The organism is Paenibacillus cymbidii (assembly GCF_004764705.1).
Lineage (GTDB): Bacteria > Bacillota > Bacilli > Paenibacillales > NBRC-103111 > Paenibacillus_AN > Paenibacillus_AN cymbidii.
Map to the genome: position 1 here is coordinate 39,966 of NZ_SHLX01000026.1, position 15,309 is coordinate 55,274.

At 60.2% G+C, this 15,309-nt stretch carries 13 protein-coding genes; 10 read left to right on the forward strand and 3 right to left on the reverse strand.

Annotated elements, in window-relative coordinates; translation table 11 throughout:
• Positions 1–169 precede the first annotated feature (169 nt).
• The 8 genes from EXY20_RS28245 (at position 170) to EXY20_RS28280 (ending at position 9,409) form a co-directional block, all read left to right on the forward strand.
• Positions 170–1,831: an extracellular solute-binding protein gene (locus EXY20_RS28245; protein ID WP_235886237.1), complete on the forward strand. Its 1,662-nt coding sequence runs from the start codon at positions 170–172 to the stop codon at positions 1,829–1,831.
• A gap of 98 nt (positions 1,832–1,929) precedes the next feature.
• Entirely contained in the window at positions 1,930–2,883 is a 954-nt protein-coding gene (locus EXY20_RS28250; protein ID WP_135555523.1) for an ABC transporter permease, read from the forward strand.
• 24 nt (positions 2,884–2,907) lie between these two features.
• A complete protein-coding gene (locus EXY20_RS28255; RefSeq protein ID WP_135555525.1) occupies positions 2,908–3,789 on the forward strand; it encodes a carbohydrate ABC transporter permease in 882 nt (293 codons plus the stop codon).
• Positions 3,790–3,831: 42 nt separating this feature from the next.
• Positions 3,832–4,710, forward strand: a complete 879-nt coding sequence (locus EXY20_RS28260) for a TIM barrel protein (RefSeq protein ID WP_135555526.1) — start codon at positions 3,832–3,834, stop codon at positions 4,708–4,710.
• A 49-nt stretch (positions 4,711–4,759) separates the two neighbouring features.
• Positions 4,760–5,986: a hypothetical protein gene (locus EXY20_RS28265; RefSeq protein WP_135555528.1), complete on the forward strand. Its 1,227-nt coding sequence runs from the start codon at positions 4,760–4,762 to the stop codon at positions 5,984–5,986.
• A gap of 36 nt (positions 5,987–6,022) precedes the next feature.
• A complete protein-coding gene (locus EXY20_RS28270; RefSeq protein WP_135555530.1) occupies positions 6,023–7,492 on the forward strand; it encodes an enolase-like domain-containing protein in 1,470 nt (489 codons plus the stop codon).
• Complete coding sequence (locus tag EXY20_RS28275; protein ID WP_135555531.1) at positions 7,489–8,553, forward strand: Gfo/Idh/MocA family protein; 1,065 nt, start codon at positions 7,489–7,491, stop codon at positions 8,551–8,553. Before EXY20_RS28270 ends, EXY20_RS28275 begins: the two co-directional genes overlap by 4 nt.
• Before the next feature lie 40 nt (positions 8,554–8,593).
• The gene (locus tag EXY20_RS28280; RefSeq protein ID WP_167859579.1) at positions 8,594–9,409 is read left to right on the forward strand and encodes a sugar phosphate isomerase/epimerase family protein; all 816 of its coding nucleotides are present in this window, start codon (positions 8,594–8,596) and stop codon (positions 9,407–9,409) included.
• An 88-nt stretch (positions 9,410–9,497) separates the two neighbouring features.
• On the opposite strand, the gene hisC is transcribed toward EXY20_RS28280, so the two are convergent.
• Together hisC and purM are read right to left on the reverse strand one after the other, a co-directional pair.
• Positions 9,498–10,562, reverse strand: a complete 1,065-nt coding sequence (hisC, locus tag EXY20_RS28285; RefSeq protein ID WP_135555535.1) for a histidinol-phosphate transaminase — start codon at positions 10,560–10,562, stop codon at positions 9,498–9,500.
• Entirely contained in the window at positions 10,559–11,602 is a 1,044-nt protein-coding gene (gene purM, locus EXY20_RS28290; RefSeq protein WP_135555537.1) for a phosphoribosylformylglycinamidine cyclo-ligase, read from the reverse strand. The genes hisC and purM overlap by 4 nt, the downstream gene beginning before the upstream one ends.
• Before the next feature lie 190 nt (positions 11,603–11,792).
• Between purM and pdxR the strand changes: the two genes are divergently transcribed.
• Positions 11,793–13,241: a MocR-like pyridoxine biosynthesis transcription factor PdxR gene (gene pdxR / locus EXY20_RS28295; RefSeq protein ID WP_135555538.1), complete on the forward strand. Its 1,449-nt coding sequence runs from the start codon at positions 11,793–11,795 to the stop codon at positions 13,239–13,241.
• A gap of 298 nt (positions 13,242–13,539) precedes the next feature.
• On the forward strand, positions 13,540–14,406 hold the full coding sequence (locus tag EXY20_RS28300; RefSeq protein WP_135555540.1) for a helix-turn-helix domain-containing protein: 867 nt from the start codon (positions 13,540–13,542) through the stop codon (positions 14,404–14,406).
• 57 nt (positions 14,407–14,463) lie between these two features.
• Here EXY20_RS28300 and EXY20_RS28305 read toward each other — a convergent pair whose 3' ends face one another.
• Positions 14,464–15,303 carry a hypothetical protein gene (locus EXY20_RS28305; protein ID WP_135555541.1) on the reverse strand — a complete coding sequence of 280 codons (840 nt, stop codon included), beginning with the start codon at positions 15,301–15,303 and terminating at the stop codon, positions 14,464–14,466.
• Positions 15,304–15,309: the final 6 nt, after the last annotated feature.

Here is a 15,309-nt window from a genome sequence, read left to right on the forward strand (position 1 = left end):
TCGGCTTTTGTTGTCGATTTTATCGATGCGCTTGGCGGTTTGATCGATGCCTTGGCGGTTTTATCGATGCCGTTGTAGCTTTGCGGGATTTCGCCGTCAACCCGTTTATGGGTTAATGAACACAGGAGACCAACGTCTTCGCCAATCTATTATCGAGGGGGTATTCAACTTGTTTCGAAGCAAACGGTTTCAACCGGACAAAACCCGGACCGCGAGCGCCGCTTTATGCGCCGTTCTCACCGGAACGCTCGTGCTGTCCGCATGCTCGAACAAATCCGCAACGTCGCCTTCCGCATCTCCCGCAGCCGGATCGCCTGCGGCAGTCTCCGGTACGGCATCGTATCCGCTGCAAACGGATACGACGTTGACGTATTGGGTGGAGTCGAATTCGACCGTGCTGCCGATCAAGCCGTCGAACAGCGACGTGCCGTTCTTCCAGGAGCTGCAGAAAAAAACCGGCGTCAAGCTCAAATTTATTCAGGCGCCGGCCAATCAGGCGAAAGAAACGATCAACATCATGTTCGCATCCGGCGATTATGCGGATGTCATGGAGTTCCAGTTCCTTTCCGGCTATCCGGGCGGCCCCGAAAAGGCGATCAAGGACGGCAACATCCTGAAGCTGAACGACGCGATCGACAAATACGCCCCGAATTTGAAAAAGTATTTGAAGGAACATCCGGAAGTCGACAAGCTGGTGAAAACCGACAGCGGCAGCTACTACGGCTTCCCGTTCATTACAAGCGATCCTTATCTGGACGTGTATCAGGGACCGATTTTCCGCAAAGACTGGCTCGACGATCTTGGACTGCCCGTGCCGACGACGATCGACGAGTGGTATACGACGCTGAAAGCGTTCAAAGAGAAGAAGGGCGCCGAAGCGCCGCTTACGTTCCTCGGCACGCCGCGAAGTCTGGAGCATCTGTACAACGGCGCGATTATCGGCGCGTTCGGCGTCAATCGCACGTTCTATCTCGACAACGGGCAGGTCAAATTCGGGCCCGCGCAGCCGGGGTACAAACAGTTCCTGGAAACGATGCGCAAATGGTATGCCGAAGGGCTGCTCGATAAAAATATTGCCACTGTCGACTCCAAAATTCTCGATGCGCAGATGACGTCCGGCAAATCCGGCGCGGCGATCGGCAATGCCGGCGGCCAGGTCGGCAAATGGCTGACGACGATGAAAGACAAGGATCCCAAATACAATCTTGTCGGCGCCCCCTATCCTACCCTCAAAAAGGGCGATCGCGCGAAATTCGGACAAAAAGATTCGGCTGCGCCGATCGGCGGGTACGTCGCCATTTCGCCTAAAAGCAAAAACATCGAAACCGCCGTGCGCATGCTCGATTACGGCTACTCGCCGGAAGGCGCGATGTTCTACAATTTCGGCACGGAAGGCGTCACGTACAAGATGGACAACGGCTATCCGAAATACACGGATCTGATCATGAACAACCCCGACAAATATCCGATTTATACCGCAATGTCGCTGTACATCCGGGGGCAAACATACGGTCCTTACATTCAGGATAAACGGTATGCCGAGCAATATTTCGCCGTGAAGCAGCAGCGCGATGCGATCGACGCGTGGAAAAACACGGACAACGAAAAATATGCGCTGCCTCCCGTCACGCCAAGCGCGGAAGAAAATGCGGAATATACGAAAATCATGACCGAAGTAAACACGCTCATCGACGAATATACGCTCAAGGTCATTCTCGGCTCCGACTCGCTGGACAACTACGACAAATTTCTCGAGAAGCTGAAAGCGCTCAAGGTGGACCGCGCCGTAGAAATTCAGGCAGGCGCCTACAAACGGTTCCAAACCAGATAATGCCCGCACGCGCGGCCGGGTCGGCCGATTCCTTTCGGTTGCCCCCGCTGCGCGCCTGCGGTTACTCCCAGCAGCAGCACCGGAAAGAAGGGCCGCGAATGAAACCGTCCGCGACAATGCCGCCCGCAGCGAAGCCGCCACGGAAAAGGCCGCATGCGCTGGCGAAGGATTTTGCCGTAAACAAGATGCTTTATGCGATGATTCTGCCCGTGCTCGTTTATTACTTCGTCTTTCATTATGCGCCGTTGTACGGCGCCGTCATCGCCTTCAAGGATTATTCGCCGGCTCAAGGCGTTTGGCAGAGCGACTGGGTGGGGCTGCAGCATTTCAAAGACTTTTTCGGCGGTTATTATTTCGGCCGAACCGTCACGAATACAGTGCTGCTAAGCCTGTATACGATTGTATTCGAGTTTCCGGCGCCGATTATCCTGGCACTGCTGCTGAATGAGCTGCACAATCGCAGGTTCAAAAAATGGGTGCAGTCGATCACGTACATGCCTTACTTCATTTCGCTCATCGTCATTTGCGGGATCGTCAGGGATTTTACGAACAGCGGCGGACTTGTCAACGAAGCTGTCGCCTTCTTCACCGGCGATGACACGGCGATGCTGCAGCATCCGGAATATTTCCGCCCGATCTATGTGCTGTCGGAAATTTGGCAGCGGGTCGGCTGGGAATCGATCATTTATTTGGCTGCGCTGTCGGCCGTCGATCCGGAGCAATACGACGCCGCCAAAATCGACGGTGCCGGCCGCTTCAAGCAGTTGCTGCACATCACGATTCCCGGCATCATGCCGACCATCGTGATCATGTTCATTCTGCGAATGGGCAATCTGCTCAACGTCGGCTTCGAAAAAATTATCTTGCTGTACAATCCGGCCATCTATGAAACGTCGGACGTCATCTCCACCTACGTGTACCGCAAAGGGCTGATCGAATTCGACTGGAGCTTCGGCGCCGCCGTCGGCCTGTTCAATTCGGCGCTCAACTTGGCGCTTCTGGTCGCGGCCAATTATGCCAGCCGCAAAATCAACAACCACAGCCTGTGGTAAGTCATTCGTGAAGGAGCCGACGACATGAACAACCGATACGGCTGGCCGGACCGTACGATCGACACGGTCATTTACGCCCTGCTCGGCGTGCTGGCGGCAGCCGCCTTGTACCCGATGGTGTACATCGCTCTCGCTTCCGTCAGCGACGCGAACGAACTGATCTCGCATAGCGGCTTGCTGCTGCACTCGTTCGGCTTCCATCTTGACGCCTACCGGTCCGTCTTCTCCAACCGCAACATCATGACGGGATACGGCAACACGCTGTTCATTCTGGTTTTCGGCGTCGCCGTCAACATCGTGCTGACTACCGTCGCCGCGTATGTCTTGTCGCGCAAAAACGTATACTGGAACCGTTATTTTCTGTTCTTCATCGTCTTGACGATGTTTTTCAACGGCGGATTGATTCCGTATTATTTGACGGTCAAGAGTGTCGGTTTGCTTGACTCGTTGTGGGCGCTCATCATCCCCGCCTCGGTCAACACCTTCAACCTGATCATCATGCGCACCTCGTTCCAGGCGATCCCGGACAGCATGGAGGAGTCGGCAAAAATGGACGGCGCGGGCCATTTTACCATTTTGCTGCGCATCATCGTCCCGCTGTCGCTTCCCGTGCTTGCCGTGATGATTTTGTACTATGCGGTGGAGAAATGGAACGCTTGGTTCTACGCCTCCCTGTTCCTGCGCGACCGCAGCTTGTTTCCGCTGCAGCTCATTCTGCGGGAAATTCTGATCGCGAATACGACGGGATCGATGAAAACCGGCGGCGGCATGGACGACAGCATTCAAATTATCGAAACGATCAAATACGCGACGATTATCGTGGCGACGCTGCCGATTCTGCTCGTCTATCCGTTCCTGCAAAAATATTTTGTCAAAGGCGTCATGGTTGGAGCGCTCAAAGGGTGACTGGAATCCCCAATTCAAGCAGAATGGAGGAAGGAACAATCCATGAATGTAAACGACGGATCGGCGAATACGCCTCGTCTTGCCATCCTGCAGACGTGGTGGGGAATGATCGGCGTCGGCGATCGCGACCGGGAATGGACGATGGAAGAAAAGTTCGCCCGTATCGCCAAAGCCGGATTTGCCGGCATTATGGGCCGGATCCAGCCCCTGGAAACGGCCGGCGTATGGCGCAAGCTGCTGGACGAATACAAGTTTCGCTTCGGCGTGCATACGTTTCCGGCCACGCGGGAAGAGCTGCGGGCCGCTCTCGGGCAAGCCGCCGATTTTGGCGTCGATTTTGTCAATGCGCATATTATGGATAGCTTCGTTACCGGAGAAGCGGCGGAAACGCTGATCCGCGGCATGATCGAAGAAGCCGCCCGATTCCGAATCCCGTTCTTCGTCGAAACGCACCGCGGACGGGTGACGCAGGATGCGCAACGAACGGCCGGTTACGTCGAGGCGATTCCGGATTTGCGGCTGACGATCGATTTGTCGCACTATGCGATTGCCGGCGAGATGGAGCAATTCGACGCGCGAGCGCTCGCCCTGTTCGATCGGCTGCTGCGGCGCACCTCGTGCATCCACGGCAGAGTGTCGAGCGGTCAGCAAGTGCAAATCGACATCGGTCCGAACGGCGAGCATCCGCTGGTTCCGGCTTACGAGCAGCTGTGGAGCAAAGGCATGGCTTATTGGCTGGAGCAAGCCGGACCGGGCGATATATTGCCGGTACTGCCCGAACTGGGGCCTCCGCCCTACTCGATGACGAGCGACGGATCGACCGACCGGCAGCGCGAATTGTCCGACCGCTGGCAGCAGGCGCTTGTGTTCAAGCGATTGTTCGAGCGGGCTTGGGAAGCGGCCGGAGGCGAACGCGGCTGAGGCGGCAATAGCAGGAGCAATACGATAAACGATGAGGAGCGTGGCGGCTATGGCAAATGCAATACCGGTGTATGCGGATAATCAGGCTGCGAAAGGATTCGGAATCGGCAAAACGGTGGAGCTGTTCCGTCGTTTCGCTTATGTCGAGCAAAGCTGCGTTCGTGCGCTTGCGGGATGGTTTCTACGCGTCCCGGCCTGGGAAGCGAAAATCAAGCTTGGCTACTATTTGTACGCGCACGCGGAACGGGCCCATGAGCTGACCGGCCGGCTCGAAGAGATGCGCGGCGGCCATCGCGACGCCAACATCGAACCCGCGCTCGACCGCGCCGGCGAAGAGATCGTTCACGCCCCGGACGAACGGGGCTTCATGTCCGGCCTCGCCGTTGTGCTGCGCAGGCAAGCCGACGTTTACCGCGCTTACCTCGCAGCGGCCAACCCCGCGGCGAATGCGACGGAAATTCGTCTGTTGCACCGATTGCTGGCGGACGTAGAGCGGGAAATCGCCGACATCGCCGCATTCGGCAGCGTCAATCCGGCTTCCGCCGAGGAGCCGGGCAACGCGTGGGGCTTGTACCTCGGCAGTCTGTTCGATGCCGCCGGCGGTATTGCCTGCAGCGAAAGCAGAAGCGGCGCCCTGCTGCCCCGTCCCGGAAACGAGCGCTTCGACTGGACGGTGCCGATGACATTCGACGAACGAATCCGCGGCGACGAGTTCGGCAGCTACGAATCGAAGCTGGCATTGCCGCTCAGGGAGCGGTGCATCGGCGAGTTTGAGGTGTATTTCAACGAGCTGTATGCGGCGGCCATTGCGGCCAGCGTCATTGCCGACTCCTGGCGGATTTCGGCACCCAGGCAATATTTTATGGACATCGCGCATCATTTCTGGGACGAAGTGCGCCATTCCGAGTTCGGCGCGATTCGTCTGCTGGAGCACGGCGTCGTGCCGGACAAAGCGAACATGATGCTGTTCGAGCAATCGCGCAACATGCCGCTGCTGCACCGCTACTGTTATTTGACGCTCGGGCTCGAAATCTTCTTCATGCCGCGCAAGTCGGTGCGGACACGCTACTATGAAGAGCAAGGCGACGTGTTGTCTACGCTGTTCGCCGACGTCGACTGGTCGGATGAAATGAATCATGTCCGGTACGGCAAAAAGTGGGTCGACCATTTCCTGCAGGACGACCATCGTACGGTCGAGGATGTGCAGGCGGAAATTTCGCAATATTTAGAAAATTTAAACAAACATCTGCCCGAAGGCAAAAAAGCTCCCTGGTAAACAGCCGCAAGCCAATTTGATCGGGTGGTGAACTTGATGAAAGTGCTCCGGATCAGCCTTTATGTGCTGCCCATGCGCGCACGAATGCCGTTTCGATACGGCATCGCCGAACTGACTTCACTGCCGCATGTATTCGTTCGCGCCGACATCGAGTCGAACGGGAAGCGGCAAACCGGCGTCGCTGCTGACGGACTGCCGCCCAAATGGTTTACCAAACACCCGCAGACCACGTTTCGCGACGACTTGGCAGACATGCTTCGCGTCATTCGCCAAGCCGCCCATTTCGCGCAGCAAGTGGAAGCCGAATCCGTTTATGGCTGGTGGCGCGAAGTCGCCGCCTTGCAGACGAGGTGGGCGGAGGAGCGGCACGGCTATCCTCCCTTGTTGTCGGGATTCGGCGTCAGCCTCGTGGAACGTGCGGTGATCGACGCCTTCTGCAGGATGAAGCAACTCACGTTCGGCCAAGCGCTGCGAACGAACGAATTCGGCATTCGGCTTGGCGACTTGTACGACGAACTGAAGGGGCTGCAGCCGGCGGAGCTGCTTCCGGAACAACCGCTGACGGAAGCGGCGGTCCGCCATACCGTCGGCTTGACCGACCCGCTCGGCGAAGACGATATACCGGATGCGGAACGGGTAACGGACGGGCTGCCCCAATCGCTCGAATCGTGCATCGCCCGGTACGGCTTGTCTTATTTCAAAATCAAACTGTGCGGCGACGGCGAACGCGATCTCGCCCGGCTTGCCCAAATCGCCGCCCTGTTCGCGCGGATCGGGCTTGAATCGTTCGCCTTTACGCTCGACGGCAACGAACAATATGCCGCCATCGAACCGTTCCGCATGTTCTGGGAGCAATTGAGCCGCCGGCAGGAGCTCGCCGCGTTCATGAAGCGGCTGCTGTTCGTCGAGCAGCCTGTCCGGCGCGATGCGGCATTGCAGGCGGCTGCGGGCGAAGCGCTGCGGGATTGGCGCGGCCGGCCGCCGGTCATTATCGACGAATCCGGCGGAACGCTGGGCGATTTGACGACCGCGCTTGCGCTCGGGTATGCCGGCGCCAGTCACAAAAATTGCAAAGGCATCATCAAAGGAATCGCCGGCGCCTGCTTGCTCGCCCGGCGCAACAATCTCGAAGCGGGCACGAGATTCGTGCTCAGCGGCGAAGATCTCGGCAACGTCGGCCCGGTGGCGCTGCTGCAGGATTTGACCGTGATGGCGAACCTCGGCATCCGTCATGTCGAACGCAACGGGCATCATTATTTTGCCGGCCTGAGCATGTTCCCGCCCGATATAAAGGCGCAGACGCTCGAGCATCACGGCGATTTGTACCGGCTGCACGAAGCCGGCTTTCCCACGCTCGACATCCGGGAAGGCCGCATCCGGCTGTCCAGCTTGCTTGCCGCACCGTTCGGCGTTGCCGCACTGCCGCCATTCGGCCAGCTATCGCCGGTTCGTTCGCCGGACGATCTTCTGCAAGACAACATAATCATCACGGGAGGTACACAATGAGACAAGTCGGAATCGGCGTTGTCGGCACCGGCGTCATCGGACGCAAGCATTTGCAGTCTGCCGCCGCATTGCTATCCATTCGTACGGTCGGAACGACCGATCTGCGGGAAGATCAGGCGCGGGATGCTGCGGCGCTGTATGGAGCGGATAAGGTATATGCAACCGCGGACGAGATGTTCGCCGATCCCGAGGTAGAAGCCGTCGTGCTCGCCGTACCGGCCGCAGGCAAAACGGAGCTGGCGCTCAAAGCGATTGCGGCTGGCAAACATGCGCTGATCGAAAAGCCGGCCGGCATGAACGCCCGTGAGGTGCAACAGTTAATCGACGCCCAAAAAGCGCATCCGTCGCTCATTGTCGGCTGCTGCTCCTCGCGGTTCCGCTACTACGAATCGGGCGAGCTGCTGCGGAGGCGGATCGCTTCCGGAGAGCTCGGGGAACTGCGTATGCTGCGCACCCGCGGCGTATGGCCCGCGGGCAAAGCGCCCGAAACCGCCCCGCCCTTCTGGCGGTTGAACAAATCGGTCAACGGCGGCGGCATTATGATGAACTGGGGCAGCTACGACCTCGACTATATGCTCGGCCTGACCGGCTGGCGGCTGAAGCCGGTGCGGGTATTGGCCCAGACGTGGCAGGTCGCCCCGCATCTGAATGCAAGGGTCGCGCCGGAAACGGACGCGGAGACGCATGTGACGGCATTCATCTCCTGCGAAGGCGGGGAAACGATTGTGCTGGAGCGCGGCGAATTTACGTCCGCATCGCGCGACGAAACGAGCGAAATTATCGGTACGCACGGCTCCCTGCTCTTCCGCATGATGCCGGGCGAAGGCAAAAAAATCGTGTACAACGAAACGAATCCGCTGGACGGCGTACGCTCTTCGGTCATCTGGAGCGGAGACGAGGATTTTGAAGTGCTGCATACGGGGGTGCTTTGGGATTTCGCCGACGCCGTGATCAACAACCGGCCGCCTGCCACGACGCTGGAGCAAGCGCTGCTCATCCAGCAAATTACCGACGCCATCTACTTGTCGGCGGCGAATCGCCGCTGCGCGGATATCGGATAATGGAGCATCGTGCGACCCCAAGCGAATGGAGCGAGGCCCTTTGAACAGGAAACTGAAGTATGCCTTCATGAGCTTCTCCAGCCCGGAATTGTCGCTGCCTGACATGCTGGCCGCAGCAAGGAGCTTCGGATACGCCGGAATCGAGCCGCGGGTGAATGTCGGACATCGCCACGGCATCGAATATGCGGCCAATTCCGCAGAGCGCCGTACCTTCCGGCAAGCGGCCGAAACCAGCGGCATCCGAATATGCTGCCTCGCAACCGGCTGCAAATTCGCCGATCCGGCGAAAGCGGCGGACAACGTCAGCGAGACGATCCGGGCCATAACGCTTGCCGCCGATATCGGCTGCCCGCGCATCCGGGTATTCGGCGGCGACTTGCCGCCCGGCGTGACGCACGACGAAACGATGCCGCTCATCGTCGATTCGCTGGCCGCATGCGCATCCGAAGCGGAAGCGTGCGGCGTAACGATCTGCCTGGAAACCCACGACGCCTGGTCGGACCCGCGGCTTGCCGCGCAAGTAGCCGCCGCCGTCAACCATCCTGCGGTCGGCATCAACTGGGACATCGCTCACCCGGTTCGTTATGCCGGCGTTTCGGTCGAAGACAGCTTTCACATCGTCCGTCCCTGGCTGCGGCATGTGCATGTGCATGACGGCATTCATCATCCCGATACGAATCAACTCGAGTTCAAAGCGATGGGGCAAGGAACGTTCGACCATCTGACGCTCATTCGGCTGCTGCAAGCCGCGTCGTACGACGGTTATGTGAGCGGAGAATGGATCGGTTTCGAGCCGTTCGACGTTCATCTTCCGCGGGAGATCGAGGTTTTGCGGGAATACGAACAAGCGAAGTAATCGAAAGGCCCTTCCTGGCCGGATGCAGCCGAAACAGATCGTTTCGACTGAAATCCGCGAGGGAGGGCCTTTGACTTCGCCCCTCCGTCTACGACACCAGTACTTCGAGCGCCGCCAGCACTTCGTCCATCTCCGCATCGGTGCCGATGCTGATGCGCAGCATGTCGGCGAGCCGGGGCGCGTCGAAATGGCGCACGTATATGCCGCGCGCAGCCAACTCGGCGCAGATGGCGGTTGCTCGTCCTCCCGGCGGACGGCACAGCAGGAAATTCGTTTGCGACGGGCCGACCACGTCGAATCCGAGCCGGCACAGCTGCGCGGCAAACCGAATCCGCGTGCGCCTTACGGCGTCGGCCGAACGCAGCATGTGCGACCGATCGCGGCATGCAGCCAGCGCGAGCTGTTGGCTGACGGTGTTGACGTTGTAGCTGCCCCTGCACTTGTGCATCGCGGCAATCAGTGTTTCGCCGCCGATTCCGTAACCGACGCGGGCGCCGCACAACGCGTACGACTTGGAAAACGTGCGCAGCACCAGCAGATTATGGTGCCTGTTGAGAAGCTCGGTAACCGACCACGCCTCTTCGCCGTCTTCCCCGGCAAAATCGAGATACGCTTCGTCCACAACGACCAGTCCGGCGAACCGCGCCACAATGTCCGCCATGGCAGACGGCGGCAGCAGCAGCCCGGTCGGCGCGTTCGGATTGACGAGCACCAGCGCTTTGGCGCCGCTCGCCAGCAGCGCTTCCGCATCGACGCTATAATCGTCCCGCGTCGGCACGTACCGGCAACGTACGCCGTGCATCGCAGCCACCGACTCGTACCGGGTGAATGTCGGATACGGCATGGCAACCGTATCGCCGGCGGACAAGAACGCGCCGAACAACAGCGCGATCAGTTCATCCGAGCCGCTGCCGATCAGCACGTTCCGCTCGTCGACGCCGTGCAACGCGGCAAGCTCCCGGCGCAGCTCGGCGCAGTCCGCGTCCGGATACAGCCGCAGCTCCCGTTCGGTAATGCCGCGCAGCGCATCCATCACGAGCGGCGACGGCGGATACGGATTTTCGTTCGCGTTCAGCTTCAGCGTCCGTTGTCCGGCCGGCGGCTGAAAGCCCGGCTCGTAAGCTGCCATCGCAGCAATATGCGGATTGATCATCGTTCGTCCCTCCAATCGATTCTCCCCGAAACGATTACGTCTCCGGTTCCCTTCACAATCGTGCCGATCGGCCAGGCACGGCAATCGCCATCCGCGAGTTCGCGTATCCACTCGGCGGCAAGCTCCGGCGCAACAACGGCGGCGATGCCGACACCCATGTTGAATGTGCGCAGCATGTCCGCTTCGGCCAACTGTCCGGCGTCGCGCAGCAGCCGGAACAGCGCCGGCGGCTGCAGGCGGGCGCCATCTACGGCGGCGTCGAGCCCCGCCGGGAGGATGCGTCGCAAGTTTCCGGCAATGCCGCCGCCGGTAATATGCGCAAGCCCGTGCAGACGGCGGTCGCCGAACTTGCCCTGCAGCAGCGGGAAATAGCTGCGGTGCGGACGCAGCAGCGCCTCGAGCAGCGGCTCGCCGTCCACTTCCCGCTCCAGCAACTGCGGCTGCGCGGCAAGCAGCGCCCGAACGAGCGAGTAGCCGTTCGTGTGCAGGCCGTTCGCGGCGAGCGCGAGCACCGTATCGCCGGCGCGAATCGCGGAGCCGTCGATCACTTCGTCCCGCTCCGCAACGCCAACGGCGCTGGCCGTCAGCATATAGGCGCCTGCCGCCAGCACGCCGGGCTGCTCTGACGTTTCGCCGCCGGTCAGCGCGCAGCCATGCTCCAGGCAGCTGGCGGCGATCGCCGCCACCAGCGCGGACACCGCGCCGGGCTCGAGCTTGCCGCACAGGATCGCGTCCTGCACATAGAGCGGCCGGGCGCCCATGACGGCAATGTCGTTCAGCAGATGGTGCACGAGATCTTGGGCAATCGATTCCAGTCGCCCATGCTGCAAGGCGAGCGCCTGCTTGGAGCCGGGTTCTTCCGTTTTCATCACCAGCACCGGCTCGCGATAGCCCGCAAAGTCGGCGGCCAGCACGCTGGCGAAGGCGCCGTGCCGGTTCAGCACCAGCGGGTGCTGCAGCTCGCCGGCCGCCATGCTCCGCTTCGCCGCGTCGGCCGCATCGATGTCGACGCCGGCGGCGGCGTAAGACCAATGGTTCATGCCGTTCCCTCCCCTTTTCAAAAACGAATTCCTTTGTTAGCATTACGGTAATGCATCATTGACTTTTTACAAATAACCAGATTGGCAATATTCCAAATGTCAGTTTGACCAATAAGATTCACTTCTTCCGCGACTTGCAACTGCGACGATTCGCAGGGCCCCTTTCCGGCGGCTCAATGGAGGTACGACCATGGAATTGACGCCCGTTCTGGACGAACGGTCCGGCACGCCGCTGTACGAACAAATTTACGCCTACATCCGCGCGGAAATCGTTGCCGGCCGCATCGCGCCGGATGCCAAACTGCCTTCCATCCGCCGGCTGTCGGTATACCTCGGCTTGAGCCGGACGCCGGTGGAGCTCGCTTACCAGCAGCTGCTGGCCGAAGGCTATCTGACCAGCAAGCCGCGCAGCGGGCTGTTCGTGGCGCCGCTGGGGCAGCCTGCCTGGAGCCCGCGCTCGCCGCGGCAGGAACCGACCGCGATCGAAGGCGCCGCCGCAGGCGCAAGCCCCGGCGCAGCCAGCTGCAACGCGCCGCCCGTCCGCCTTGATTTCGGCTACGGTCATACCGATCTCGAGCATTTCCCGTTCGCCAAGTGGCGCCGGCTTATGAACGAAAGCTTCCTCGCCTCGAACCGCCGCCTGTTCCGCTACGGCGACTTGCAAGGCGAACCCGAGCTGCGCGCCGAAATCGCCGCCTATCTGCACCAGGTGCGCGGCGTCCGCTGCACGCCCGAGCAGATCGTCGTCGGCGCCGGCACCTACCATTCGCTCGACCTGTTGTGCCAGCTGCTGAAGCCGGCCGTGAGCCGCATCGCCTCCGAAGCGGCGGTCAACGACGGCGTGCGCGCGGCGTTCGAGCAGCATCGATTCGCGATGGCGCCGATTCCGCTCGCTTCGGACGGCATCGAAACGGCCCGACTTGCCGATACCGATGCGCAGGCCGTCTACGTTACGCCATCGCACCAATTCCCGTACGGCATGGTGCTTTCCATCGGCAAACGGTACGAGCTGCTCAATTGGGCGGCGCGAACGGGCGGCATCGTTATCGAAAACGACTATGACGGCGAATTCCGCTACTACGGCAAACCGGTGCCGTCGCTGCAGGGACTCGATCCGAGCGGCGAACGGGTCGTCTACGTCGGTACGTTCTCCAAGGCGCTGACGCCATCGTTCCGCATCAGCTACCTCGTGCTGCCCGCGCCGTTGCTCGCCCGCTTTTGCGATGGCCGCCACAGCTACGATCAGCTGGCGTCGCCAATTTTGCAGCATACGCTGCACCTGTTCATGCGCTCCGGCGGCTTCGAGCGGCACATGCGCAAAATGCGCACCCTGTACGAAAAAAAACACGGCCTGCTGCTGCACGCCGTCAAAACGCATCTGGGAAGCCGGGCAACCGTCATCGGCGACGGGTCGGGGCTGCACATCCTGCTGCGGATCAGCGGTCCGCTGTGCGAAGGGCAACTCATCGAACGGGCGGCGGCGATCGGCATCCGCGTTTATCCGGTGTCGACTTACGAGCTGGAGGCGGAGAAAGCTCCTTCCTCCACCGTCATGCTCGGCTTTGGCGGCGTCGCCTCGGAGCAAATCGACAGCGGCATAGCGGAGCTGAGCCGGGTTTGGCCGGGAATGGCGAAATAGGCCATCTTTTATGACCTATTTCGCCAAAAAGGGGCTCTCGCCAAGAAATAGCCAGTGATTTCGCTGGCTATTCGTGAACATTTGCCCGGATTGAGGCCGTTTGGTTCAAATAGCCAGTGTTTTCGCTGGTTATTTTCGATGAGGGGGCCCAAAGGAAGCAAATAAGCCACTCTCCATGGCCTATTTCTCCTTGGGTATGCGATCCAACGCCACGCCGCCGCTACCGCCCGCCTTTTGCCGGAAAAGCGCCGCAAGTCTATAATAAGGACAACGCGTTATCGCCAGGAGAGTGGCCGCATTGACGAAGGAACTGGAGCCGGACCTCGCCGCGCTCGCCCCGCAGGAGACGATCGAACGGCTGCGGGACTACCATTTTGCCCCGTATATTACGCTTGCCCATATTTTCAACGCGCCGCGCGGCTGGGGCTTCGACAACCGGGTGCTGAAGCAATACGCGCTGAATTACGTGCTGGACGGCGAAGGCGAGTTCGTCGTCGAAGGCCGGTCTTACCGCTGCGCCAAAGGCGACATCGTGCTGTACCGCCCTTACGAACGGCATTCGATCCGCACGATCGAGGACCGCGACTTCCTGTCGATCACCGTCGTGTTTCATTTTACCGATACGCAGGTGCCGCTGGAGGAGCTGTTCGCGGGGGCGCATCACTTCGGCAATTATGCGAACCATGCCGTTTCGCATCGGCTGGCCGAGCTTGTCGCCAAGTATCACTTGCCCGGGCTGCGCAACCAGCTCGCCTGCCAGGGGCTGCTGCTGCACATTTTGTCGGAGCTGGCAAGCCGCACAGCGCCGGAATCGGCGCCGGCCGCAAGCCAATCGAAAACGATCGCCCGCATCGTGCAAATTCGCAACCATTTGCTCGCCAATCCGCAGCGGGAGCTCGTTCCCGCTGAACTGGAGCGCATGTCCGGACTTTCGTGGAACTACATCATTGCCCGGTTCAAGTCGACGTTCGACCTGACGCCGCACCAGTTCCTGATTCACGCCCGGATTACCAAAGCGAAGGAGCTGGCGCTGCAATCGAACTTGTCGTTCGGCGAAATAGCGGCCCGGGTCGGCTACGGCGACGTGCATGCGTTCGGCAAAATGTTCAAGAAAAAAACGGGCATGAGCCTGACCCAGTTCTGCGCGTCGGTTTACGAGATCTGAACGCGGACAAGGGGCCGAGCGGAACATCGCCGCCAGGCCCCTTGCCTTTCCTTGCCGTCACAGCTTCTGCAGCTTCGACGGGTTGTTGATTTTGTACGGTACGGGATGGTTCGTCAGCTTCTTGGCGGCAATTTTCGCTTCGAACGCGAGCTTGTCGCCGACCGCCAGCTCCAGCTTCTTCAGCGTGGCGCTGTGGCTTGACCAGGCGGCGCCGACGTCCGTTTCCGGTTCCTCGATGCGCACCGCTTCGTAAATCACGACTTCGTCGTCCGTTTCCGTAAAATGATTCGGCACCATCGCAAACCCTTGCACGGTGGCGGTCATTTTCACTTTGTCCTCGGGCAGTTGAAGCTTCGTCTTCTTCGGCTTGCCTTTCGTTTTGCCCGCGTCCGCATCCGCTGCCGACGAAGTCGGAGCCGCCGCGGAAGGCTTCCGCAACTCGACCTCGTCCGCCGCTGCAGCCGGCAACGCCGCTTCCTCGGCCTGTTCCGAAGCCGCGTCCGCATTGTCCTCGGCAATCGCCTCGGCCAGCGCCTCCGCCTGTTCGGCTTGTTCGCTCTGCGCTCCGGGCCGCTCCGCTTCCGCTTCCTCGGCATCCGCCGGCTTCTCGGCCGCCGACGCAAGCCGCTGGCTGTACCCCGCCGCCTGCATTTCCCTCAGAAACGACGGATGGATGCAATGCTTCTGGTCATTGTCGAACGCGATGACCGCCGTAATCGCGTCCACGTAGCCAACCACCTGGCAAGCCAGATTCAAGCCGCCGCCTTTATAGGCGAACGATTTCGTTTTGACCGCTTTCTCCGACAGCAGTCCCCATGCCTTGCATTTGTCGAGCTGCTCCGTTTCGTTTTCGAAAGGGACGTATTCGCTCGGTTCGATTACGAACGCATGTGCCATCGCTTC